18 protein-coding genes, 4 tRNA genes and 1 pseudogene are annotated in these 25,194 nt (G+C 39.8%); 13 read left to right on the top strand and 10 right to left on the bottom strand.

Annotation, left to right across the window (positions count from 1 at the left end):
• Positions 1-92 precede the first annotated feature (92 nt).
• Entirely contained in the window at positions 93-986 is an 894-nt protein-coding gene (locus tag ADICYQ_RS09400; protein WP_316929288.1) for a lysophospholipid acyltransferase family protein, read from the bottom strand.
• A gap of 72 nt (positions 987-1,058) precedes the next feature.
• Here ADICYQ_RS09400 and ADICYQ_RS09395 point away from each other — a divergent pair, with 72 nt between their 5' ends.
• From ADICYQ_RS09395 to nadD, 4 genes are read left to right on the top strand one after another with little or no spacing between them, the layout of a single operon-like run.
• Positions 1,059-1,649 carry a sigma-70 family RNA polymerase sigma factor gene (locus ADICYQ_RS09395; RefSeq protein WP_020888676.1) on the top strand — a complete coding sequence of 197 codons (591 nt, stop codon included), beginning with the start codon at positions 1,059-1,061 and terminating at the stop codon, positions 1,647-1,649.
• 23 nt (positions 1,650-1,672) lie between these two features.
• Entirely contained in the window at positions 1,673-1,945 is a 273-nt protein-coding gene (locus tag ADICYQ_RS09390) for an anti-sigma factor (protein WP_040415401.1), read from the top strand.
• A gap of 5 nt (positions 1,946-1,950) precedes the next feature.
• The gene (gmk, locus tag ADICYQ_RS09385) at positions 1,951-2,523 is read left to right on the top strand and encodes a guanylate kinase (RefSeq protein WP_020888674.1); all 573 of its coding nucleotides are present in this window, start codon (positions 1,951-1,953) and stop codon (positions 2,521-2,523) included.
• A 5-nt stretch (positions 2,524-2,528) separates the two neighbouring features.
• On the top strand, positions 2,529-3,095 hold the full coding sequence (gene nadD, locus ADICYQ_RS09380) for a nicotinate (nicotinamide) nucleotide adenylyltransferase (RefSeq protein WP_040415398.1): 567 nt from the start codon (positions 2,529-2,531) through the stop codon (positions 3,093-3,095).
• A gap of 73 nt (positions 3,096-3,168) precedes the next feature.
• Here the strand turns inward: nadD and ADICYQ_RS29645 are convergent, their stop codons facing one another.
• From ADICYQ_RS29645 to ADICYQ_RS09340, 9 genes and pseudogenes are all read right to left on the bottom strand, one after another.
• A complete protein-coding gene (locus ADICYQ_RS29645) occupies positions 3,169-3,783 on the bottom strand; it encodes a vanadium-dependent haloperoxidase (RefSeq protein WP_316929287.1) in 615 nt (204 codons plus the stop codon).
• Positions 3,767-4,525 carry a hypothetical protein gene (locus tag ADICYQ_RS29640; protein WP_316929286.1) on the bottom strand — a complete coding sequence of 253 codons (759 nt, stop codon included), beginning with the start codon at positions 4,523-4,525 and terminating at the stop codon, positions 3,767-3,769. Before ADICYQ_RS29640 ends, ADICYQ_RS29645 begins: the two co-directional genes overlap by 17 nt.
• 37 nt (positions 4,526-4,562) lie before the next feature.
• A complete protein-coding gene (locus ADICYQ_RS09370) occupies positions 4,563-5,924 on the bottom strand; it encodes a vanadium-dependent haloperoxidase (protein WP_020888670.1) in 1,362 nt (453 codons plus the stop codon).
• 11 nt (positions 5,925-5,935) lie between these two features.
• A pseudogene (locus ADICYQ_RS09365) lies at positions 5,936-9,258 on the bottom strand (VCBS repeat-containing protein).
• Positions 9,259-9,564: 306 nt separating this feature from the next.
• Positions 9,565-11,424 carry a RagB/SusD family nutrient uptake outer membrane protein gene (locus tag ADICYQ_RS09360; RefSeq protein ID WP_040415487.1) on the bottom strand — a complete coding sequence of 620 codons (1,860 nt, stop codon included), beginning with the start codon at positions 11,422-11,424 and terminating at the stop codon, positions 9,565-9,567.
• Positions 11,425-11,444: 20 nt separating this feature from the next.
• Entirely contained in the window at positions 11,445-14,621 is a 3,177-nt protein-coding gene (locus ADICYQ_RS09355) for a SusC/RagA family TonB-linked outer membrane protein (RefSeq protein WP_040415396.1), read from the bottom strand.
• 912 nt (positions 14,622-15,533) lie between these two features.
• Entirely contained in the window at positions 15,534-16,094 is a 561-nt protein-coding gene (frr, locus tag ADICYQ_RS09350) for a ribosome recycling factor (protein WP_020888665.1), read from the bottom strand.
• Positions 16,095-16,102: 8 nt separating this feature from the next.
• Positions 16,103-16,813 carry a UMP kinase gene (gene pyrH / locus ADICYQ_RS09345; RefSeq protein WP_020888664.1) on the bottom strand — a complete coding sequence of 237 codons (711 nt, stop codon included), beginning with the start codon at positions 16,811-16,813 and terminating at the stop codon, positions 16,103-16,105.
• Between the two features lie 447 nt (positions 16,814-17,260).
• Positions 17,261-18,808 carry a glycosyltransferase family 39 protein gene (locus ADICYQ_RS09340; RefSeq protein WP_020888663.1) on the bottom strand — a complete coding sequence of 516 codons (1,548 nt, stop codon included), beginning with the start codon at positions 18,806-18,808 and terminating at the stop codon, positions 17,261-17,263.
• Between the two features lie 432 nt (positions 18,809-19,240).
• On the opposite strand from ADICYQ_RS09340, the gene ADICYQ_RS09335 reads away from it, so the two are divergent.
• The 9 genes from ADICYQ_RS09335 to rplK all read left to right on the top strand — a co-directional run bounded on the left by ADICYQ_RS09335 (position 19,241) and on the right by rplK (position 25,192).
• Complete coding sequence (locus ADICYQ_RS09335) at positions 19,241-21,850, top strand: M1 family metallopeptidase (RefSeq protein ID WP_040415394.1); 2,610 nt, start codon at positions 19,241-19,243, stop codon at positions 21,848-21,850.
• Between the two features lie 159 nt (positions 21,851-22,009).
• A tRNA-Tyr gene (locus tag ADICYQ_RS09330) sits at positions 22,010-22,092 on the top strand.
• 153 nt (positions 22,093-22,245) lie between these two features.
• Positions 22,246-22,318, top strand: a tRNA-Gly gene (locus ADICYQ_RS09325).
• Positions 22,319-22,351: 33 nt separating this feature from the next.
• A tRNA-Thr gene (locus tag ADICYQ_RS09320) sits at positions 22,352-22,423 on the top strand.
• A gap of 59 nt (positions 22,424-22,482) precedes the next feature.
• A complete protein-coding gene (gene tuf / locus ADICYQ_RS09315; RefSeq protein ID WP_020888661.1) occupies positions 22,483-23,670 on the top strand; it encodes an elongation factor Tu in 1,188 nt (395 codons plus the stop codon).
• A gap of 114 nt (positions 23,671-23,784) precedes the next feature.
• A tRNA-Trp gene (locus ADICYQ_RS09310) sits at positions 23,785-23,855 on the top strand.
• Positions 23,856-23,981: 126 nt separating this feature from the next.
• Positions 23,982-24,170: a preprotein translocase subunit SecE gene (gene secE, locus ADICYQ_RS09305; RefSeq protein WP_020888660.1), complete on the top strand. Its 189-nt coding sequence runs from the start codon at positions 23,982-23,984 to the stop codon at positions 24,168-24,170.
• A gap of 17 nt (positions 24,171-24,187) precedes the next feature.
• A complete protein-coding gene (gene nusG, locus ADICYQ_RS09300) occupies positions 24,188-24,745 on the top strand; it encodes a transcription termination/antitermination protein NusG (RefSeq protein ID WP_020888659.1) in 558 nt (185 codons plus the stop codon).
• A gap of 3 nt (positions 24,746-24,748) precedes the next feature.
• Positions 24,749-25,192, top strand: a complete 444-nt coding sequence (rplK, locus tag ADICYQ_RS09295) for a 50S ribosomal protein L11 (protein WP_020888658.1) — start codon at positions 24,749-24,751, stop codon at positions 25,190-25,192.
• The last annotated feature ends 2 nt before the right edge of the window (positions 25,193-25,194 follow it).

Below are 25,194 nucleotides of genomic sequence, written 5' to 3'. Positions count from 1 at the left end.
CCCTTTTATGCAAAAGAATTATTCATAGGCTGTCCCGATTTTTTCAGAAAGTTGCCCAGAATGAATTAGAATGGCTATTGCCTCTTTCAGGGTTAATCTTTAGGTTTTTTCTGTTTCCACCTATTGTGGGACCAAAGGTAAAGAGAGGGAGAATCTTTTATGTTGTTTTCTAAAAGCGCTATAAATTTATCGGTAATGGAATGTGCTAAATCGTCTGTATAAGGAGGCTGGGCGATTGTTTGGTACTCAAATACATAATGTCCTCTCTTAGGTTTACTGGTATGTGCATAAATAACCTTGGTGTTGAATTTTTTCGCCAATTTCTCTCCTCCCTCAAAAAAAGCTGTCTCTCGATTCATAAATGGGGCCCAATACCTGATGTCGGCAAGATTTGGTCTTTGGTCTGCAGCTAATACGATTAGTCGAGGTTGATTTCTATTTCTCAAAAAGGTTCGTTGAAAGGATTTCCTTTCCGTAAGTATGGCGCCAAATCTGCAACGGATGGATTTCATTAGTTTTTCAAAAAAGGGCTGACTTAATTTTGTGTAGATGGTTTCACATTTATCCGAAACCTGTGAGGAGGCTGCCACCAAATGACCTTCCCAGTTGAAAAAATGACCACACATGCCAATTACTATCTCGCCATTGGCCACATTGTCAAAGACCAAATTTGAGTTTTTGGTAACGAATCGGCGCAGGAGTTCCTTCTCACTCATCGTCAGTAGCTTGATGGTTTCGGCCATTGAATCAGTGAAGTTTCGGTAGAATTTTCGAGCAATGGCACGAACTTCTACATCATTTTTTTCAGGGAAAGCATGTTTAATATTACTAAGGACTATTTTTTTTCTATAGCCCAAGACATAGTAGGCCAATAGATAAAATAGGTCCGAAAAAATAAACAATACTTCCAGAGGTAGTTTGGAAAACAGCCGAAATAAGAGCATATTACTATCTGCGAGATTTAATAAGAATTTATCTTGGGTCAAAAGAATGAAATTATAGCGACTTTCTTGAGGAAAATTAGTTATAAATAAACCCAATTAGTAATTTTATGGTCTATGTCCGAAGTACAAAGAAAAAAATATTCTGATAAAGATAAAAATAACATTTTTGATCATGAATTCATGCCTCATATAGACTCTATGTACAATTTTGCGTACAGGTTGACTTTTGATGAGGATGATGCCAAGGATTTGGTACAGGATACCTATCTTAAGGCATACAGGTTTATTAATTCTTTTGAGAAAGGAACGAATGCCAAAGCCTGGTTATTCAGGATACTGAAAAATAGCTTTATCAATGAATATCGGAAGAAGAGTAAGCAACCCGCCAAGGTAGATTACCAGGAGGTGGAAACTTATTATAACTCTGATAATGTTGACTATAGTATGACCTCTGATTTAAGAGTGGATGCGGTCAAGGATATGTTGGGAGATGAGATCTCAAATGCACTGAATAGTCTTGCTGTTGATTTTAGGACAGTAATCATTCTTTGCGACCTTGAAGGGTTTACTTACGAAGAGATGGCAAAGATTTTGGACATCCCAATTGGAACTGTAAGGTCTAGACTTCATCGAGCAAGGAACCTTTTAAAGGATAAACTTCGTTCCTATGCTGAAAATATGGGTTATGATACTGAGGAAGAATAAAAATAGCATCGAAAATACTTAAAATGGACAAGAATCTAAACACATCCAGCGAAAGAAAGCAAAACTGTAGCGATGAAAACAAATGCTTTGAACTATTAGAAAGCATTTTGGATGGAGAGGGAGCGGTTGATTCAAAGGAGATGCTTAACGAAAAGTTAGCAAAATGTCAACCATGTTTTGAGCATTACCACTTGGAAAAAGTGATCAAAGAGATTTTGCAAAATAAATGTACCAAGCACATGGTACCCTCCGAATTGGCAGCCACTATCAGGCAAAAAATTCAGGAATTAAAATAAAATTTATGCCTCAAGGAAAAGTCATAATATTTTCAGCTCCATCCGGATCTGGTAAAACTACTATTGTCAAGCATCTTTTAGAATATGAACCACTTCTAGGTTTCTCCATCTCTGCATGTACCAGAGACAAGCGAGGCAGAGAGGAACAAAATGGTAAAGATTATTATTTTTTGTCACCTGAAGAATTTCGTGAAAAAATCAATCAGGATGCCTTTATCGAATGGGAAGAAGTATATGCAGGTAACTTTTATGGTACGCTAAAAGAAGAAATTGAAAGGATTTGGGCTGAAGGAAGGCATGTCATTTTCGACGTAGATGTAAAAGGAGGTATCAATCTTAAAAAATATTTTGGAGACAAAGCACTAGCTGTTTTTGTAAAAGTCCCTTCAATGGAGGATTTGGCTCAAAGGTTGCGGGACAGAGGTACAGAATCTGAAGAAAGCCTTTCAAGAAGGATTTATAAAGCGAAATTTGAAATGGGTTTCGAAAAGCAATTTGATGTTGTCCTTGTCAATGAAGACCTGAATCGTTCCTTAAAAGAAGCTGAAGCATTGGTCAAAGATTTTATAAATAAATAATTATTTTGAAAGTAGGACTTTTTTTTGGGTCATTTAACCCAATCCACATAGGGCATTTGATCATTGCTGATACGATGCAGGATCAAACTGATCTGGATGAGGTTTGGTTTATTGTGTCGCCTCAAAATCCGTTAAAATCAAGCAAGTCTTTGTTACATGAATTTGATAGGCTCAAAATGGTGGAACTTGCCACAGCCGATCATTTTAAATTCAAAGTGAAGGACACGGAATTTCACATGCCCAGACCCAGCTATACAATCGATACGCTCACCTATCTTTCTGAACAATACCCAACCCATGATTTTTCCCTTATCCTAGGAGGTGATAACCTGAATCATTTTCACAAATGGAAAAACAGTGAGGAGTTATTAAATCAATACAAAATATATGTCTATCCCAGGCCAGGGAAAAGCAAAGACCTGAAACATAAAAACATTCATTTTGTGGAGGCGCCTTTACTTGACATCTCTGCAACTTTCATTCGTAAAACGATAAGTAAAGGAGGCTCGGTGAAATATTTGCTACATCCACATGTAATGGATTATATTCGGGATAAAAAATTCTTTATTTAATCTTTAAAAATCAAGCCAATAGTCCTTCTATTTCCTGACGAAACAGAAGGACTATTGATTAGCTCAATTGTAATTATTCTTTTCGGGTCTTTATTTTTTGATTGATCATCTGGGCAATTTCCTTTCCTTGTTCAACGCCGTTATCAATGGCCGGAAGGTAATGGATACCTCCAAAAAAGCGGCTAATGGCAGCTTCCGTTGAAGCAATACGGAAAGAATCAAATTCCCTGACACCTAACCCATATTTAACCTCTGTAGAATCAATGAAATGGAAGGGTTCACCAAGTAATTTCGTCAAAGCCTCTGCAGCAGCGGTAGATACTACACTGTGTCCACTTGTATACTCAGGAAAAGGTGGTGTTTGTAACAATGGTAACCAATTTTCATCCATGTATAAATTGATATAGGTTTCTGGTCTTATCAATGCACTGCGGTATTTTTCATCCCAGCAGGAAATAAAGCCGTCAAATAGGTAGATAGAGGTAGTAGCTAGGGTTTCGGCGGTAGCTTTCCATTCCATGCCTTTGTTTTTTACCGCAATGCCAGCAATGCCCATCCAATGTCCTCCGGGAGTGATTTTCTTTTCTGCGAACATTACATGCCCTTTAACATTCATTTTATAAGGGTTGCAGTCCCAAAAGAAGGCTATTTCTTCTTGTTCTCCCTCCATATTATTTCCTGCATCCATGACAGCCATGGCATCTTGAAAAAAAAGTGCTTTCAGGAATAGTGTCAAATGGAGGTGGAGCCACAGGGGCAAACTGGCTGGCTGAATCCAAGAAAAAGGGCCTTATTTTATTCCAGTGGGGCTCTATGCTTTCAATATAAGCAGGAGGGGTAGGCTTCCAACTTCCTAAGTCATTTTTAACAGTGTATTTACCGAAGGACCTGCTTTGGTGGTAATTGTCTTCAGAAGCATAAGCTAATATTTCATCTGCTACTGCTTCTCCCAGGGCTAGGGAGGCTTGAAATTCCTCTTCAGGCATTCCTGCATTTTTAATTTCCTCAAATAAAGCTTCTCTATCCTCTATCAGAAATTGTTCAGTAAATATTAACTGTATCGCCACTTTATAATAAGCAGCAAGACTTGCCAATTGAAAATTGGCCTGCTCATAATCAGCAGCATTTATCGAAAGGGCACTGGATTCATTCAATTGTCCCATCAGGGAATAAAATTCATCCGGAGCGGCAAGTACAGCTACCTCATAAGCTGCTATGGAAGGGTAAGCATAAATTCTACTCGCAACTGGAGGAGAAAATATGTCGTGAACCATGGTTTCTGTCAATTTTTCATTGGCCGCTACCAGGTAATATTTTTCAGCCAAAAGCTTTTTGTAAGAGTCACTTTTACCACAAGAACTCATTATGAAAAGTAGAATAAGCCCAAATAGATAAGATTTGAAATGATATTGTAAATTTCTTGATGTCATAATTGTAAAGATATAAAAATAATATTTTAAGCGCTTTTTAATATCGACTTGAGTGGCTCAGGTGCTTTTGATAATTTTCAATAATCCAATTTCCAACTTCTTTGCCCTGATCCTGTCCTCTGGTAATGGCATCCATATAATGTATACCACCATATAATCTGGAGATGCTTGCCTCTTCAGACGCATGCATAAAAGAAGTATAACTTCTACTGCCCAAACCATATTGTTCCTCTACAGTATCTGTGTATTTGTAATTGTCACCAAAAAAGTAGGTGAGAATGACTGCTGAAGTGGTAGATATGGTCGAGTGTCCACTGAGGTATTCAGGAAAAGGAGGTGTTTGAAGCATGGGTTGATAGTTTGGGTCTATGTACTTGCGGATGGCTGTTTCAGGCCTTATCCTGTCGCTTCTGTATTTTTCATCCCAACAGCTGATAAACCCATCCATTAAACCGATGGCTACCAAAGAATTGATTTTTAAAGTTTCATAAAAGTCCAGGTTTGATTGCTGGCAGGCAATTGCAGTAATGCCCATCCAGTGCCCTCCAGGGGAGATCTGTTTGATCCCTACCATAAGGTGTCCCGTTTCCTCTAGCGCAAATGGGTTACAATCCCAAAATCCAGCGATTTCACGTTGTTCTTTGTTCATTTCCAGGGAGTAAACTTCCTGCATTAAACTGTAAAATTCTGAGTTAGGGTCTGTTGAAAAGGCCACCGGTGGTAAAGGTTGGAATTGGTCGGCAGTTTTTAAGGTAAATGGCCTGACCGTATTGAAATAAGGTTCTACTGGCGCAAAATACCCAGGTGGTGTAGGGTACCAATTCCCTTCTCCTTCGGAAGGTTGGTACCTGGGATAATTGCTAATGTCACGGTATTTGTCCTTCTGCGCATAATTTAATATTTGTCCACTTATTTTTGTAGCGTATTGCTCTGCAGCAGAAATTTCTTCTTCTGAATAGCCCCATGTTTTACAGGAATCAGAGAAGGATTGTCTTAATGACTTGAGCTGAGAGCCGGAAGGTTGCATCGCGGCTGCCGTTTGAAGCATGGCAAATAGCGCGCTTATTTCAATGGATGGGCTTTCATTTTCAGGGATTGATACTGAGGGGAATTCGTTTAAAAACCCAGTAAATGAGGGGTAATCTTTATTCATACTGGCAATGGTTTCATAGCCTGAAAGACAAGCATAGCCATAAAACCTGCCGGCCAAAGGTGGATTGGTGATGTCGTGAACCATCAACTCAGTCATTTTCTCAGTGACCCATTCTATGCTTTTGGCAGGGATTTCCTGCTTGGGTAATGGTGCCTGACAGGAATTTATCAGCAGCAAAGTTGTTAGGACAAAAACAAAATAAACAGTCCCAAATGGCTTTTTAAGATTTATCTTTAAAGTATTCATTGGCTGTGTATTTAATTTTGCCCCGCTTGGTAAGCTTTTATCATTTTTTGATTAATGCCAAATAGGAGTAGGTCATCAATTGCTAAAATACTTCGAACATCTCCTTTTAAATTCAATCCTGAAAAACGTTGAGGGAGGTATTCAAAATCACCTTTGCCATCCCCTAAGAACACAAGTCCATGGTTTGCATCAAATTTACCAAAGCGGAGTCGGGCATTGGAAATATTCCCTGTTAGGATCAAATCCAAATGACCATCTTTGTTTATGTCCAGACTTTCAATCGCAAATACCGGAGATATTTGAGCTTCCGAAGGTAGGGTAGTTTTTTGAAATCCTTCTTTCTTGTTAAGAAAAAGGCTTGTTTCTAATAAAGTTGCTTTGAAATACCCTGCGTTTTCCAATTCCTCTTTACTGAAAATATTTTCTAACCCAGCTTCAGCATAGGTTTCATAATCCGTAAACCGGGTACGCATCATGGATATTTGATCAAGAAGCTCGTCTCGGGTAAGGAAAGGGTGAGATTTTCCCTGAATGTAAAAACTCAAAATGGGGTCTACTGCTCCGTTATTGTCGAAATCTTTATAATGCATTTCCGCAGGTTCGTCGGTACTAACTTTCACCTGGCTGTTCAAGCCTTGGTTGCCGACAATAATATCTGGCCTACCGTCTGAATCCACGTCTGAGATGTGGAGGCTGTTCCACCATCCATTGTATTCATGTTGGAAATAGTCTGAGCTGGCATTGTGGAGGTTTTGCCCGTCATTTTCAAATACGGTGAGTGGCAACCATTCTCCAGTTACAATCAGTTCAACATTGCCATTTCCATTCAAGTCTACCCATTCCGCATCTGTAATCAGACCAAGAGTGCTAAGGTCCTTACACCATAGTTCCGTTTCATCCCGAAAAAGCCCTTCACCATTGTTTATAAGGAGGTAACTTTTCGGGATTTCAGGGTAGCGGCCTGGAATCACCCTGCTCCCAACAAAAAGATCAGGAAATCCATCTTTGTTGACGTCATTAGCTGCGACTGCTCCGGTACTGGTAAGCATCGTTGGAAGGGAATGATCAATTCGGCTTAAATTTCCCTTTCCGTCATTTAAATACAACCTGTCTTGTAGTCGCTCGTCTGTGGGAAGGAAATCGCCATAGCCTCCACTAGCGACGTATAAATCAATGGTTCCATCTCCATTAAAATCAGCCCACACTGCATCGGTGTCCTGGTGGTCTCGGTCAGTTTCAAAGGCTGGTGTTTTCTTTCTTTGAAAACACCTTTTTGAACTTGCATCCATAAAAGGCCCGATTCGCCAGCTTGTCCTCCTATAAAAATATCCTCCAACCCATCGTTATTGATATCAGCTTTAACCATTACCGGTCCCGAAAAAGATATTGGGTTTACCAAAAGTGGCTGCCTTTTGAAATCATTGATTGATTTCGAGATGGGCTTATAATCAATTGGGGAAGGGATTTTAGCTAACAAGGTTAGTGTCTTTTCCTGTTTATATAATTTCTCATCCGCATTTTGCTGAGCAAGGGTGAGGGTTTGGTTTGCCTTAATGTCTCGTAGACGTTCCACTTGACCGCCTGGCCATAAAATTTCTAAAGAATCTATACTGGTAGCTGTTCCCAAACCAAAATGTAGGATTGGACTTACAGAGGATTGGTACCCTCTGACTGGCATTTGCTCCTGCTGTTGCAATTTTCCGTTTGAATAAATACGTATTCTTGCACCTATCCCAAAGCTGTTTTTATGCGCGCCTTTTAAGTTTACCTTTAAGTAATTCTCACTGGAGAGACTATCTGCGTTGTTTCTATAAATAGAGGCGGGTTGATTGATATTATTTGTTATCAGGTCCATGTCCCCATCGTTGTCCAGATCAGCGTATGCTGCACCATTGGTGTTTACTTTTTGATCTAAGCCCCAGGATTCCACTTTATTCTCAAATTTATATCCGTTAAGATTTTTATAGATGTAGTTATGGAGATTTGAGGAGGGCATTTGATGAACCAATTCCAGGACGTTGTCTCTTCTAAGTCCGTTTTTATTGTTTTTTAAGTAATCTGCCATGTATTTCAGGAAATCCTGATTGGTGTAATCCCGGGCATAACCATTGGTGACGAACAAATCTTTTAACCCATCATTGTCAAAATCTGCAAACAAGGCAGACCAGCTCCAGTCTGTATTTGAAATTCCCGCCATCTGTCCAACCTCACTAAAATCCCCATTGCCATTGTTAATGTGCAACATGTTGCGCATGTATTGGTGATGAAAACCCATTTTCAGGCCGAATTCAAACTTCTCGTAGTTGTCTGGAGCCATTAGAAGCTTTTGTCTTTTATTGTCTTCCGGTAGCATGTCCAAAGTGAAAATGTCCGCGTGTCCATCGTTGTTTATGTCTGCAATATCATTTCCCATTGAAAAGTGCGAAATATGCCCCAAAGCATTGTTAATGTTATTTGTGAAGGTCCCATCACCATTATTGAGATACAGATAGTCAGGAACTGTATAGTCATTGCTAATATATATGTCCAGCCAACCATCGCCATTGGTGTCTGCTATTCCTGCTCCCAGGCCATAGGATAAAGCCACCTTTAAGATCCCAGCTTTTTCAGTAACTTCTGTAAAAGTTTCCCCATCATTCCTGAATAATTGAGGCCCGGCTGGGTCTGTCATTTTCAAAATTTCCTTTGTATTGGCTTCATCCAATATGGGGATTGATTTTGGATTGTGGTTGAGTAGAAAAAGATCCAGATCCCCATCATTGTCATAGTCAAAGAAACTTGCCTGTGTACTGGTAGCCTCACTGTCTACACCATAATGACCAGCCATCTCTATAAAAGTTGGGAGGTTATTCTCCGAGTTTCCCTGATTGATAAAGAGTTGGTTTTTTCTTTTACCAGGAGGTAAATTTCCTGAGTAGCATACATAGATATCCAAAAGGCCATCTCCATTTACATCAGCCATGGACGTTCCTGTTTTCCATGGAGCAGCTTTGGTGGCCACACCTGCCTGAGCGGTGATGTCCTCAAATTGCATGTTTCCTTTGTTGAGGTAAAGGCGGTTTTCAACCATATTGCCAGAAAAATACAGGTCCTCAAAACCATCTCCATTAAGGTCTCCAACAGCTACTCCTCCGCCATTATAAAAATATTCATACATGAGTATGTTAGTATTCAATCCCTCTGTAAGCGTATTTTCAAACATTACCCCACTTTCCTGAGGGTTTAAAAGTGTAAATTGCTTTAATTCATTTGTTTCAATCGATTCCTTTTGACAGCCAATCAATGCCAACAGGGCGAAAGTAAACAGTATTTTATTGCGTAGAATATTGGACATAGGAATGATTCAATAGTAATGCTAATATAATGAGTTTTGACAGCTTCTCCTTATAAAGAGAAGGCTTATCCTACAGATAAAGATTTAATGATTAAAGCCTAAATCCTTGTTCTTTTGAGTGGAGAGGACTTTTGATGCCCTTATTAATCATGAGAGGATAATAATTGAATCGTAACTTTGTTTTGGATTTGCTTCATTCCCAAGTAGCAGGTCTGCAACTTATTTGGGAAGACATTCTTTGCCTTTCTATAAATCAAAAAAGAGCGATCAATTGATCGCTCTTTTTTATTGTCTACAGAAATTAGATTAATCTTCGTAACCTGGATTTTGAATGAGTTCTCTGTTTCGCTGCATTTCATCAAAATTGATTGGCATAAAATACATTTTGTCAAGCCAGAGTCGATTTTCCTTGCCAGGATCAATGTTGATTACCTCATAGGAATAATCGTAATTTTCAGTATTGTAACTGTAGATAGTTACGTCCTTGCCTGATTTTAGCGTTCCCACGATATTGATTCCATTGGCCTGTCTTCCAAAAGTATCTGGAGCAATCATCCAACGCCTCGCATCATAATACCGTTGCTCCTCATTGACCATCTCCTTGCGCTTCTCATTGATAAGGACTTCCATTAATTCCTCACCTGAGGCAGTCACGGCTGGAAGACCTGCTCTAAATCTGATTTTGTTTAAATAGGTTCTGGCTTCCTCATCATTGCCTAAGCCAATATTCGCTTCCGCGTAATTAAAGACAGCTTCGGTAAACCGAATATTTGGCCAGGGAATTTCCTGCCAGGTGTTCTGATCTACGAAGTTCGGATCTGGCTCTACAAATTTCCGGATATAATAGCCGGTGTAACTGCCATTCCAATCCTCAATAGGGCTATTTCTGGTGTCAAGACCAAAATGAGTTACTTTTTGGCCTTCACCATTGAGTACTTCATAAGTTCCTGTTTGGATTTGACCTAATGGATCCCTTGCTTGATTTGCTGAGGAACGTGGTTTCCATGGAGCACCTTCATAAAGGAAAGTTGCATAAAATCTTGGCTCACGGTCCTCATAAGGAGCACTTGCATGTTCCTCATCGTCCCAATCAAAATCTGAGCCATCCATCATTTGATAATCATCGATGAGAAGTTGTACAGGGGTGTTTCCTGCCCAGTTATTGTATCCATTTGGGCCATTGTGAAGGCCATGACGTCCGCCGGTTTCTGGCTTTTGGGCCAAGAAGTACCTTCCGAATATCATTTCTTTCTCTCCACCATTTCTCGAAAGTGAGTTATTCATATAAGTTTGAATAGCTTCCTCAGGAGATAAAGGTGCCGATAGGTCCAGCATATTTCCACTTGCCTTGTCAAGAACGGCTTTGGCTGCTGCAGCAGCAGCCTGGTATCGTTCTGTTTGGCTGCCACTGGAATAACCAATGAGTTCCTTGTTTTGGTAACTTGAAATCACAGGCGATTTTGAGGAGGCTGTAGACATGTCATGCAAGTCAGAGGCTGCGTAAATCAGTACCCTTGACTTCAAGGCAAGGGCGGCAATTTCATTTGCTCTACCTCTGACGAGGTCTTTTCCAGCCAATAAAGTAGCCGCTTTATCTAAATCAGCGATTATAAAATCCACTACTTCTTCATAGGTATTTCTCGGAAGTTCGTAGGTTTCCTCGTCTAGAGTAAAGGTCTTGTCGGCAATTGGTATACCACCGAAATTCCTTAACAATTGATGGTGAAAGTAGGCACGCATAAATGATGCTTCACCTAACAAACGATCTGCTATTCCGCCATCATTGTCAAATAGTGGGGTTGACAGGTTGTCGATCGCTATATTGGTTGCTCTCAAATTGCTGTACAAGTCTGGCCAGTTTCTGGTATAGTCCATCCATCCTGGTTCTTGTGGGTTAGACCTGGCTTCAGTGATTGTGGTTATATTCCTGCCCGGGTGGGTAAAGATGGCTTCATCTGTTAATGAGGCCAAAGCCTGCTCACTAAAACCACCCTGACCTAAACCTATGTAAAGGTCAGTCACAAATGCTTCTGCGAGCCCTGCATCTGTCCATACGGCAGATTCAGAAACTTCTCCTTGGGGTGGTGCATTTAAAAACTCTTCATCACAAGAGAAATTGAGAAAAGAGATCGTTAATGCCAACCCTAGATATTTTATATTTTTCATCATATTCAAGGTTTTGAGATTTAGAATGTTACGGACAAACCAGCGTTGATTACCCTAGCTTGTGGGTAATATTGTCCTGTAGCGTTATCAGATTCAGGATCATAGACTTTTAGTTTATCCCAGGTGATGAGATTTAGCCCGTTGGCATAGAACCTTAGGTTGCTTATGCCGAACCTGTCGCCAAATTGCTCGGGAACAGTATAGCCTACTTCAAAGTTTTTTAACCTAATGTAATCTGAACTTCTGAACCAAAAATCATTTCCATTGGAATAATACTGGTCACTCCTGTTGGCAATTCTAGGGTATTCCGAGCTTTCATTGTCGACTGTCCACCTGTTTTCGTAAAATTCCAAAAGATAATTACCAATGTTTCCAGATTCTCCAAGACTTACCTGTGCAATGGCACCGGCAGCTCCCTGGAACAGTATCGCTAAGTCAAAGTTTCTGAAGGAGGCGTTAAGATTGACACCACCCTGAAACCTTGGGATATTGTTTTTATCAAGCCTGACCCTATCCAGAGGCGTGATATGACCATCACCATCGTAATCTTTAAACTTCATGTCGCCAGGACGTAGATTATTGGTAATGTCTGAATAATCCAGGTTTTCAGAATCTATAGCAGCCTGGTTAGGGAATACACCGTCGTATAAGTATACTGGGTCTGGAGTATTCATAGGCTTTCCGGTAGACAGTTGCCATGCGGGTGCTCCAGGAGGCTCATCCCAGAAAAGAATGTTGTTCTTGGCATAGCCACCATTTGCGCTGACACTGTAGGAGAGGTCTCCCTTTTGCCCCCTGTAACCAATATTGATGTCAAAACCCTTGTTTTCTACCTCTCCGATATTCTCAGCAGGTAGCAAAGAAGCTAACCCACTTGACTGAGGAACAGATGCATTTTTTCTCCAAAGGATATTGGTACGCTTGTTATAGAAGTAATCAAATTCGAAGAAAACTTTTCCTTGATACATTTGACCTTCTATTCCTATGTTAGAATTGTTCGCCACTTCCCAGGTAATTGCATTGTTAGGAACCCTGGTTTCATACAAAGTTTTGGCTTCTGTGTTTTCCAATATCTGACTTCTGAAACCATAAGTGGCCAGGAACTGGTATTCCTGAAGTTCGTCGTCATAATATATTTGGTCATTACCCATTTGTCCCCAGGATCCTCTGATTTTGAAGAAGTCCATGGCAGAGATATTGTTTTTCCAGAAATCTTCTTCTGAAACCACCCAACCGGCCATTACACCTGGAAAAAAACCAAATCTGGAAGCTTCAGGAAAGATATAAGAACCATCAAACCTCCAAAGAAATTCTAAAAGGTATTTTTCCTGGTAGTTGTAAGCAACCCTTCCGAAATAATTGAGACGACCTCTGGTAAAAGCCCCACCACCGTTGTCTTTTTCAGAATCTCCACCTGCAAACATCTGGTCGATGGCTGGAGAGATAAAGTATCTTCTGTAGGCAAAGAAATCATCCCCTTCGACAGTTTCTTTATTGACACCTGCCAGGGCATTAAAACTGTGATCACCAATTTGCTTTTCGTAGGTAAGAATACCGCCTAGCAATATGTTCAATTGGTTGATGTTTTCTTGCCTTAATCTTGGTTCAGCTGGTCCCCTTTGACTGGGAACAAGTATAGGTGTTACTCCATCTGCCTCAAAGCCATTGCCTTTTTGGTATAGGATCCATGGCGTTTCCCATCTTTTTTGGAATCTGCTGAGGTTATCAATTGCGGCTGTTCCCTGAAATTTCAATCCTTCAACCCCTGGTATTTTGATATTCAAAGCACCATTGGTTTGGAAATAATTTCTTGTATCTCTGTCGTATCCAGTAGCATTTGTAGTGATCACCACTGGGTTTTCTCCATTTTCAATATCCGGACCAGGTCTGCCATCAGGCCAATAAGCAGGCTCATGTGGCTTGCCCCTCATCTGCATTCTGAAAATAGCACCTGCTCCTCTGGTAGGGAAAAAGCGGTACTCTTGCCTTGCCAATACGCCTAATTGAAGGTCAATGTATTCATTGATCTTTGCATCCAGGTTGATTCGCATGTCATATTGCTTGAATCCTGTTGCTGAATTTTTGTAATAGGCATCCTGATTTTGGTAGCCCAAAGAAGCCATGTACCTTAAACTTTCTGAACCGCCATTCAACTGCAAATTGTGCCTTGTCTGTGGAGACCAGGTTTTTAAAGTCTCACCATACCAATCAGTATTAGGGTAGTTCCAAGGGTCAGTACCTGATCGGTGCAATGCCAATGCTTCAGGGCTAAATGGCGCAGTTCTTTCCTGCCCTCCCTGTGTTAGGTAAGTACCTGTAGATCTATAGGCATCTGTAGCAGATCTCCATTCGCTGGAAGGAAGCTCATAAACGTTCAGGTCGTTGAGCATTTCACCATACTGAGCGGCATCAGACAACTTAGGTATAGTAGTAGGTTGGGCAAATCCTTGGTTAAACTGATAGGTAAGTTCGGGCTTGCCTTCTTTACCTCTTTTGGTTGTTACCAGAATTACACCATTTGCGGCCCTTGCTCCATAAATGGCTGCAGATGCATCTTTTAATACAGAGATGGTTTCAATGTCATTAGGGTTTAATCGGTCAATACCGCCAGCTCTTGCGGGAATTCCATCAATTACAATTAAAGCATCGTTGTTTCCAAGGGTATTGGATCCACGAATTCTAATACCTGCACCGTCATAACCTGGCTCACCGCTTCTATTCACGGCGATTACACCAGACATTCTACCTGCGATAGAATTTGAAAGGTTCATGGCCGGTGATTTTACCAGATCAGCACCTTTAACAGTAGCTACGGAACCTGTAATGGTTTCCTTCTTCTGTTCCCCGTATCCAACCACGATCACTTCGCTTAGTGATTGCATGTCAGGGTTTAAGGTGATGTCAACGGTGCTTTGGTTACTAATTGTCACCTCTTTACTTTCGAAACCTACGAAAGAAAATATGATAGTTTGATCAGATGGTTGTAATGTGATTTTATATTTTCCATCTATATCAGATACCGCACCTCTTACAGTGCCTTTTACCAGTACCGAGACACCCGGTAAGGGTAGGTTATCCTCTCCGGAAATGACAGTTCCCGTCACTTCTTTGGACTGTGCATGTAATGTTAGGCTACTTGCTAATAGCAATGCCAGGCCTAACAAAAACAATTTAATTTTGGGTAAATAGTTTTGCATTCTTTATTTAGTTAGGTTAAAAATTATTAAAGAAAGGTTAATATGACACTTTAAAGTTGATAGTAATTTTTAAGATAAACAATTGGGCAAGGAGGGTGTGGATTTAAAAGGTATTACGAAATGTTAATGATGTACGTTTATTCTAATAAAGTGTTAAAATAACACGATTATATGTTTCGAATCGTTAGTGTATCGTTGAAATAATATTAAAAATGAAAATGTATATTCTATGATAAAATATGATAAAAGTAAGTGTTGGTTGTTGGCTAAGGTAGATTTTGGCTTTGAAGGGTAAATAGGTGTTGTCTTCAGGGGTTTTGTATCAGTATTTTCATTCACTGAATGAGAGGCACTATTGACTGTCCATCTTAACTAATATGTGCTTGGGCTTTATTTTGACTTAGGGCAATTGTGTTGGGCCTTCTTTACTAGGTTATCTTAAGGATTGCCAAATGTTAACAAGGTTTTGTTGTGTTTTGTGCGGGTGATTGGCTTTGTTTTTTATCTCCTTCTATTTGATTATATTTGTGCCATAAGGTTTAAAACAGAAAAGAATGGTCAGCTCTTGGCTGTCTGTTCTTTATTTCTTTTTATCCTATCATCAGTACCATTGCAGGCTAATGAAAACTTTTTCTTGATATATCAAAATACTCGATGGTCAGTATTTTTTTTATGGCTTTTCGCTTACTTAGCGCTCATTATTTAACTACACTTTATATAAGAGTGGCCGGTATTAAAAAATTAGGATTGGGTTGAAAAGACAATAGTTGTATTAGTGCCTTATGAAACCCCTTTTAACTATTCACCTACCACTATAGGTCGCATTGCGGGCATTTCGAGAATCAATTAGGTATAAAAAAAGCCCTGACATTTTAAATGCAGGGCTTGATTATTTGTTTGATGTTGAAAGCGTTAAACTTTCATTATTTCTACTTCTTTTTTAGTGAAGAGTTCATCAATTTTTATAGAGTGGTTGTCCGTCATTTTTTGAACGATGTCCTCTGCTCTTTTTACTTCATCCTCTGCAGCACCATCTTTGAGGAGTTTTTTTAATGCATCGTTGGTGTCTTTCCTAATGGTTCTTATACTTATTTTACCATTTTCGCACTCGTTTTTAACCTGCTTTACCAGTCCTTTTCTTCTTTCCTCTGTTAGTGGTGGGATGGTCAATAAAACCATTTCTCCATTGTTTTGAGGGTTCAAGCCAAGATCTGAATTGATGATTGCTTTTTCTATTTCTGGGATTAACTTTGGCTCCCATGGTTTGATGGCCAGGGTTCTTGCATCAGGTGTTGTAACTGAAGCTACTTGTTGAAGTGGTGTAGGGTTTCCGTAATAAGAAACCATTATTCCATCAAGAAAATTAGGCATTGCTTTTCCTGCCCTTATTTTTACCAATTCAGCAACAGTATGCTGAATCGATTTATCCATTAGCGATTTTGCCTCGTCTAAGTATAGCTGGATCTCTTCCATGAGTTAAGTTATTTAGATGTAATCAAAGTTCCGACTTCTTTGCCGTTGATCAGGTCCAATAGATTATCCGTTTTGTTCATGTCAAAAACAATTATTGGAAGGTTGTTTTCTTGACAAAGGGTAAATGCTGTCATGTCCATTACATTCAGGTTTTTTTCGTAAACCTCTTGAAAAGTAATGTTGGTATATCTCGTGGCAGTGGGGTCTTTTTCTGGATCTGCGGTATAAACACCATCCACTCGGGTACCTTTTAGTACTACCTCTGCTTCAATCTCAATTGCCCTTAGGCTAGCTGTGGAATCGGTTGTGAAGTAAGGGTTGCCAATACCGGCACCAAAAATCACAACTCTACCTTTTTCCAGGTGACGGATTGCTCTTCTTCTAATAAATGGTTCGCAGACACTTTCTACTTTAATTCCAGACATTAGACGCGTAAAAATGCCGTTTTGCTCTAGAGAACTCTGAAGGGCCATAGCATTGATCAGTGTCGCCAACATGCCCATGTAGTCACCTTGTACCCTGTCTATGCCTACCTTGCCAGCCTGAACACCTCTAAATATATTTCCCCCACCGATTACAATGGCAATTTCAACGCCCATGTCATGAACGCTTTTTATTTGAGAAGCATATTCTTGGAGTCTTTTGGAGTCAATGCCATAGCTATTGTCTCCCATCAGGGCTTCTCCGCTAAGCTTAAGGAGTATTCGTTTGTATTTCATCTTCCGAATTATTTTCAGTTTTACTAGTGAAAGGCCTTGATTAGGACTATTAAAAATTTTTTGATCTCAATAAGCCCGACAAATATAAATCCTTGTTTTTAGAATACTAAATCTTAAAGGTAAAAATGGTGCAATTCCTGCGATTTTTGTGCTTTTCTCTAAAGTTTTGGCTTCTGAGTATCTTAATTTTAAAAGGAGCTAATTTTTGAGAATGTGGATTAAAAGAATTTATAACCCCAATTGAATGCTGGTCTTGATACTGACTGTAGCAATAGTTATGCTTTGTTTAGAACAATTCCAAAAAACCAGATCCTTCCCAATATGGCCTAAATAAGTATTTATATTGCCTCTGAGATAGACTGAAATCTTGAATATTTACAGTGTCCTATAATTTTAATTCAATATTGGCTCATGCCTGAAGTTGGCAATCGATATCCCACTGCTGTCTCATTTTTGACTTTTTTTGACAGTTTCAATTTCATGTTTAATCCGCTCGTTAATATTAATTTTAGTTTCTTTAAAAGTGAAAATCATTGTTTTGAATTCTCTAGCGTATGGATTTGTGATGGAATCCGATATTTCTCCCTTTAAAAAGTAGCGGCCTGTTTCTTTCAGTTCTTCATTATTCTCATCAAAATATAAAACCCTGATCAGGTGCTTGTATTGATGGTCAAATACAAACCAATTGATATAATCTGCATGGAAAGAAACGGCTTTGATGGAGGCATTGCTGTAATAATTTATAGCGCCTGCCTGACCGTAGTTGTCACATAGGACCAGGGTTTGGTTAGGATCCTTTAGCTCCAAATCCCTGTAAATGGCATCGACTTTTTGGGCCAATTCTTTCCAGCCCAGCATGTCGGCAAAGTCCTGTGGAAGTGTATGGTCTTTACCATCTTCCCACCGAAGCATACCCGAATCTTTATAGCTGCTGCCATGATTTAGGATGTATTCAGGGGCTCGATTTGGGAATGAAATTTTATAAAAGGGAATAAAAATCAGTAGAGGGATTACAATAAGTACTGGCCTGAGATAATATTTCCAGTCATTCTTTAAAATCCCTGAAAGGTAAACCGACCCAAAAGCAATATAAATGGGGTAAAGACCTATGGCGTAATAATCTTTTGCTCTTAGGGAAACAAAAATGATAAGAGTGAAAAAGAAGGACCAAAAATAGGCCCTGAATTTCTGATAAGGAGGATGAAAACAGAGTGCATATAGGGCAGAAAAAATCACAATTAATGAACCTGCGAAAAAACGAATTTGAGCTTTTAAAAATCCTAGCCTATCTACGTGGACAAGATGCTTTTCTGCTAAGGCTGTCATGTGCCAAACGACAGGAAAATCATTTTCATATTGCCATACAAGATTGGGGCTGATTAGAAACAATCCCAGAGCAATGGCAAGATAAAACTCTTTTTTCAAAAACATTTTCCGTTGTGAAGTCAGTAGGATGGCTGGGAAAATACCGATGATTAGGAAAAGAATATTGTACTTATTCAAAAAACCTAAAGCGAAAATCAGTGCTGCCAAAAAAAGAAACTTTGATTTTTCAGAATTGAAATATTTAATGAGAAAAAAGGAAAATGCTGTCCAACTCAGAATGTCGAATGAGTTGGGTTGGAATAGGATGTTTACGCTTAAAAGGCTGGAGAATAAAATACAGGTAGCGCCCAGGACCAAAGCAAATAAATCTCCCTTGAGTTCTTCAATAGTTTTCCATACCACAAGGATTGTCAATGCACCAAACATCGCAGGTATGAATTTTACCCAAAACGCATCATTGCCAAGGAAATAGATGACCGCAGAAAACCATGAGGTTAGTGGAGGAACGGAAATGTAGCCCCATGCCAAATGATGTCCTTGATCCAGGTAGAGGAATTCATCCCTGTGTAATTCATAGGTAGGGCTTAAAAGCACATACTGCATAAAAAATTTCAGCAGTATAAAACCACCTAATACCCAAGGCTTTGTGTTTTTTGAAAAGCGATGCATCTTATAAATTTAATAGGAAAATGCTACAATTAGCGAAATAGTAGCATTTGTCTTCCTTTTTATGACGCATAGTAGTGGATTAGTACTATTTTAAACTGAATTATGGCTTGCATTGCCAGTCATCGGCCTGAATTTTCTATTCTCTTGAGTAGTAGAAATTATAAAATTTGGCTGATATGAAGGCGCTTAGTTGGTGAATAGAATGGTCATTGTCTTTATTGGTATTGTTCTTGAAAAACTACTTTCGGCCTTTCAACGTTAGCGAAAGACATTCGTAGGAAGGAAAAGATTATAAAACGAATTGTTTGGTTTAATTTCGATCGTTTCTTTAAATTTGACAAGCGACAAACAAGTATTAACAGCCTGGGATTTAGCAATAAGGTCGCAGGGAATTGATTGATCCTCTTTATAACATCAAATATCAAAACATACATGCCATTCCTCTTAAGAACTTCAGGTTGTTTTCTGGCCCTATCGCTCTGCTTTATTTCATGTAAAACATCATCGCCTGGAAACGGAACGATGGACATCTCCCAAAATGCATCAGTTGATACATCTGTAACAGCAGTCAGCTCAGCGCACAAAACACTTGTTAGCGAGAAGGAGGCAAAAATTAGAGAGTACCAGGCCAGCAAAACCAGGGATTGGGATTTGTTGCATACAGCACTTAAAGTTAATTTCGATTACGCTGCCCAAACGGTAAATGGGGAAGCCATATTGACCATAAAGCCCTTAATCTATCCTCAGAAAACATTGGTTTTGGATGCCAAGGATTTTGATGTGCACAGTACCAGTATGCTAAAGGGGGGAGAAGATCTTCCTTTAACGTTCAATTATGACCAGGAAAAGTTGACTTTGTTTTTACCTGAGAAAATGGGTAGGTACGACACCCTTCAAATCGCTATTGCCTATACTGCCTTCCCAGAGAAGGGAGGCAAAGAAGGCAGTGCGGCTATTACAGACACCAAAGGCTTGTACTTTATTAACCCAGACGGAGCAGTAAAAGACAAACCCATTCAAATTTGGACACAGGGAGAAACGGTACATAGTTCAAAGTGGTTTCCAACCATAGATAGTCCTAATGAGCGGCAAACCCATGATTTTTACCTCACTGTACCAGATCAATACATCAGCCTTAGCAATGGAGAGATGGTGAATAGTCAGAAGAATGCTGATGGTACCAGAACGGACCATTGGCAAATGAATTTACCACATGCCCCATACTTGTCAGCATTGGTGGTAGGTGAGTTCGCTACAATTGAAGAAAATATTGAAGGTTTAGCCTTGCGCTATTTTGTAGAACCAAAATACAAGGAAGGAGCTAAAATGGTCTTTGGAAATACCCCTGAAATGATACGCTTCTTCTCTTCATTGCTTGAAATGCCATTTCCCTGGCAAAAATACGATCAGGTGGTCGTAAGAGATTTCGTCTCTGGCGCTATGGAAAACACCACATTGTCCATTTTTATGGAAGCCCTTAACTTGAATGAACGAGAAGCCTTAGACAGTGAATGGGACTATATCATTGCCCATGAATTGTTTCATCAATGGTTTGGTAATTATGTCACGACGGAGTCCTGGGCTAATTTAACCATGAATGAGGGCTTTGCAGATTATGCGGAATACTTATGGCTTGAGCACAAGGAAGGCAGGGATGAGGCAGACATGCATCATTTTAACGCCATAGAGCAATACATGGGTGAGGCAGAAGAAAAGCAGCTAGATTTAGTCCGTTTTTATCATGAAGACAGCGAGGACATGTTTGATAGTCATACCTATGCCAAAGGAGGCAGGGTCTTACATATGCTAAGGAAGTATTTGGGGGATGAAGTGTTTTTTGAAGGGCTTAGATTCTATTTAAAAGAAAATGCCTTGAGTAGTGTGGAGGTACACCAACTAAGGCTGGCTTTGGAGGAGGTGTCAGGGAAAGATTTGAACTGGTTTTTTAACCAATGGTTTCTTTCCGCAGGACATCCGGAGTTAAAAATCAATTGGGATTATTCACAGCCTGACAATATACTCTTGACACTTGAGCAACAACAAGATATTACCAGGTTTCCAATCTTTAAAATCCCTTTTAAGGTAAGCATTTACAAGGATGGTGAACGCATAGAGCAAACCTATACCATGGACCAGGCCAGTCAGCAATTTGCATTGGAGAATGGGCCAGACACAGAGCTGGCTCTTTTTGACGAGTACAGCGAAATATTGAGTGTAAGAGAGGAGACAAGGGGTGGGGAGCTTTTGGCAAAACAGTTTTTCCGGTCCCAATCCGGATTGGCAAGAGTAGAAGCCCTGGATAGTTTAACAAGCAACAATAGTGAAGCCCTGGATTTTTTACCCACAATGCAGCTTGCATTGGATGATTCTTTTCACGTGGTGAGAGAATTGGCGTTGCATCGTTTAAATCGCTTAGAAGCAGCAACAGATGCCATTGTTCAATTGGAGAATAAAATCCTTCAGATGGCAGAAGGAGATCCAAACAACGCAGTGAGAGCAGCAGCCATCGAAGCATTGGCTGGGATTGACAATAGGAAGTATGAGCAATTGTTTTACAGGTTGATCAATGCCCCCTCGTATCAGGTGTCGGGAGCTGCCTTAACGGCTTATTTGGATTTGGAGGGCAATGATACCCAAAAGGAAGAATTGTTTAACCGCCTAAAACAGGAGGAGAACATTCGGATCCTTGCGCCATTGGCAGATTATTTAACCATTCAGAAAATTACAGGTCAAGCAGGATGGATGCAAGAAAAACTGGATCTTCTGGAGGGTGAATCGCTGTATTATTTTTTAGGGTATTACGGCGATTTTTTCGCAAGTGTAGAAGGAGTACCAACGGAGGAAGCGATTTCCTCACTAGCGCAGCTTGCGAGGGTTCATAAATTGAATTATGTAAGGTTGGCTGCTTTTCAGTCTCTTTTTGGATTTATAGATGAGCCAGGAGTATTGGAGCTTGTAAGGTCGATTCAGGGGGGAGAAAAGGATGAAATGATTCGGGAGTACCAAGAGTATTATCTTTCTCCATATTTAAATGATAATTAAAATGCTGATGATTAGTGAGATACTTTTCTTTTTGAAAAAAACCTGACTTTTTTTTTAGATTATTTTGAATGTTTGCCAAAAGGGTATAATTTTGCCATCCGTTACGACAACAAAGAAATCCAAAAGAGGTTTTCAGGAGTAACAAATTATCAAGTTTTTGGGGGAATACCAAAGCGGCCAACTGGGACGGACTGTAAATCCGTTGACTTATGTCTTCACAGGTTCGAATCCTGTTTCCCCCACTATTTTTTGTTATCTTTGGAAAATAGCAAGAGAAGAGAACGAAATATTCCAGCGACAAACAATTTTATGTTATAAAGCTGGAAATTTTTGGTTTCTAAATATTAAATAAAGAATTTGTGAACCAATTGAAAAATTGGAAAGCAATTTTATAAGCGGGAGTAGCTCAGTTGGTAGAGCGACAGCCTTCCAAGCTGTAGGTCGCGGGTTCGAGCCTCGTCTCCCGCTCTATGCTTTTAGAAGCATAACTGGATGTAAAAAGCCGACGTAGCTCAGGGGTAGAGTGCTTCCTTGGTAAGGAAGAGGTCATGGGTTCAAATCCCATCGTTGGCTCTGAACATTTAACAATTTTAACGAAATTTAATCTTTAACTAAACAGAGGATTTTCACGCATGGCAAAAGCAACCTTTGACCGTTCCAAACCACACGTAAACATAGGTACGATTGGTCACGTCGATCATGGTAAGACTACTTTGACTGCTGCCATTACTACTGTGTTGGCCAGAAAGGGTCTTTCTGAATTAAGAGACTTTGCTTCCATCGATAACGCGCCGGAAGAAAAGGAAAGAGGTATCACAATTAATACCTCACACGTAGAATATCAAACGGAGGCTAGACATTATGCCCACGTTGATTGTCCAGGTCACGCTGACTACGTTAAAAACATGGTAACTGGTGCTGCTCAGATGGATGGTGCAATTCTTGTAGTTGCAGCCACTGATGGTCCAATGCCTCAAACTAGAGAGCACATCCTTCTTGCCCGTCAGGTAGGTGTACCATCTTTGGTAGTATTCATGAACAAAGTAGATTTGGTGGATGACCCCGAATTACTTGAATTAGTAGAGATGGAAGTTAGAGAACTTCTTTCATTCTATGATTTTGATGGAGATAATATCCCAGTAATTGCAGGTTCTGCTCTTGGAGCGCTTAACGGTGAAGCCAAATGGGAAGATACTGTAATGGAATTGATGAAAGCTGTGGATGATCACATTCCGCTTCCAGAAAGAGCTATTGACAAGGATTTCTTGATGCCAGTTGAAGATGTATTCTCTATCACAGGTAGAGGTACTGTAGCAACAGGAAGAATCGAAAGAGGAGTTGTCAATTCAGGTGAAGGTGTTGATATCATTGGTATGGGAGCTGAAGGACTTAAATCTACCGTTACTGGTGTAGAGATGTTCCGTAAGATTCTAGATAGAGGAGAAGCTGGTGACAACGTTGGTTTGTTGCTTAGAGGAATTGAAAAGAGCCAAATCAGAAGAGGTATGATCATCTGTAAGCCTGGTTCTGTAACACCTCACTCTCTTTTTAACGCAGAGGTATATGTACTATCCAAAGAAGAAGGTGGAAGACACACTCCTTTCTTTAACAGATACAGACCTCAGTTTTACTTAAGAACTACTGACGTTACAGGAGAGATCACTCTTCCTGAGAATGTTGAAATGGTTATGCCAGGTGATAACATCACTATAAAAGTTGAATTGATCAACCCAGTTGCTTTGGAAAAAGGACTAAGATTTGCCATCAGAGAAGGTGGTAGGACTGTAGGTGCTGGTCAGGTAACTGAAATTTTGGACTAATCGTTTATTAATAGACCATATTACAAATGCGATCTTGAATTTTTCGGGATCGCATTTGTTTCTTATGGATAGATTCACTACTTTTGCGTTCCTTATTAGAGGTTCGTAAGACCTACGGGCGTAGTTCAATGGCAGAATAGCGGTCTCCAAAACCGTTGATGGGAGTTCGAATCTCTCCGCCCGTGCAATCTAAGGAAGATAAAACCATGAAGAGGTTAAGGCTTAATAGTTAATCCTTTACATGACATAATCAAGAGTTTGATTAATCTTTAAAGGGTGAAAGGAGCTTTTGAAAAACAAATTTTACAAGGATGAATGTTAAAAATTTTGTAATTGAGTCCATTGATGAAATGAGGAACAAGGTCACATGGCCAAAGTATTCTTCACTTCAAAACAGTGCTGTTTTGGTATTGGTGGCTTCATTAATTTTCGCTTTGGTCATCGGACTTATCGATTTGACTTTCGAAAATATCATGACATGGTTTTATGATTTATTCTAAAAATTTTAAATAACGGGATGGCAGATCACAATTGGTACGTGCTCAGGGTAGTGGCAGGTCAGGAGAAAAAAGCAAAGACTTATTTGGACAATGAAATTGCCCGACAAAAGCTTGAAGATTTTATTCCTGAGGTCTTGATACCTTCTGAGAAAGTATATGAAATGCGTAATGGCAAAAAGCGTGTAAGGGAAAGAAATTTCTTTCCTGGTTATGTTTTGGTCAATGCGGATCTCGGACATGGAGAAGCTAATCACGTAATTACAAGTATACCGGGAGTAATCGGTTTTTTAGGGTCAAACCAAGGGGGGGCTTCCAAAACCCCTGAGCCATTACGTCAATCAGAAATCAACAGGATCCTCGGACGTGTTGAAGAGATTGATGAGTTTGCGGAAAAACTGGATACACCATTTATAGTTGGAGAGACTGTTAAAGTAATGGACGGTCCCTTTAGTGGATTCTCGGGTATGATTGAGGAAGTATTTGAAGATAAGAAAAAACTTAACGTTATGGTTAAGATTTTCGGACGAAATACTCCCGTAGAATTAAACTTTATTCAAGTAGAAAAACTAGATTAGGAAATGGCTAAAGAAATCTCTGGTTATCTGAAACTACAGGTAAAGGGTGGCCAGGCTAACCCATCTCCTCCAGTTGGTCCAGCCCTTGGTTCAAAAGGGTTGAACATAATGGAGTTCTGTAAGCAATTTAATGCTAGGACTCAGGAAAAAATGGGCCAGGTTCTTCCGGTCCTTGTTACGATTTATTCGGACAAGTCTTTTGATTTTGTCGTTAAGACGCCTCCAGCAGCAGTGATGTTATTGGAAGCAGCGAAATTGAAAAGTGGTTCACCAGAACCAAACAGGAAGAAAGTAGGCTCAGTATCTTGGGATCAGGTAAAAGAAATTGCAGAAGTGAAAATGCCCGATTTGAATGCTTTTGAAGTATCGTCTGCTATGAGAATGGTAGCTGGTACAGCTAGAAGTATGGGGATCACGGTTTCAGGAAAAGCTCCTTGGGAGGAATAATA

It is taken from the genome of Cyclobacterium qasimii M12-11B (genome assembly GCF_000427295.1).
Lineage (GTDB): Bacteria > Bacteroidota > Bacteroidia > Cytophagales > Cyclobacteriaceae > Cyclobacterium > Cyclobacterium qasimii.
This window is presented reverse-complemented; position numbering and strand designations above follow the sequence as displayed.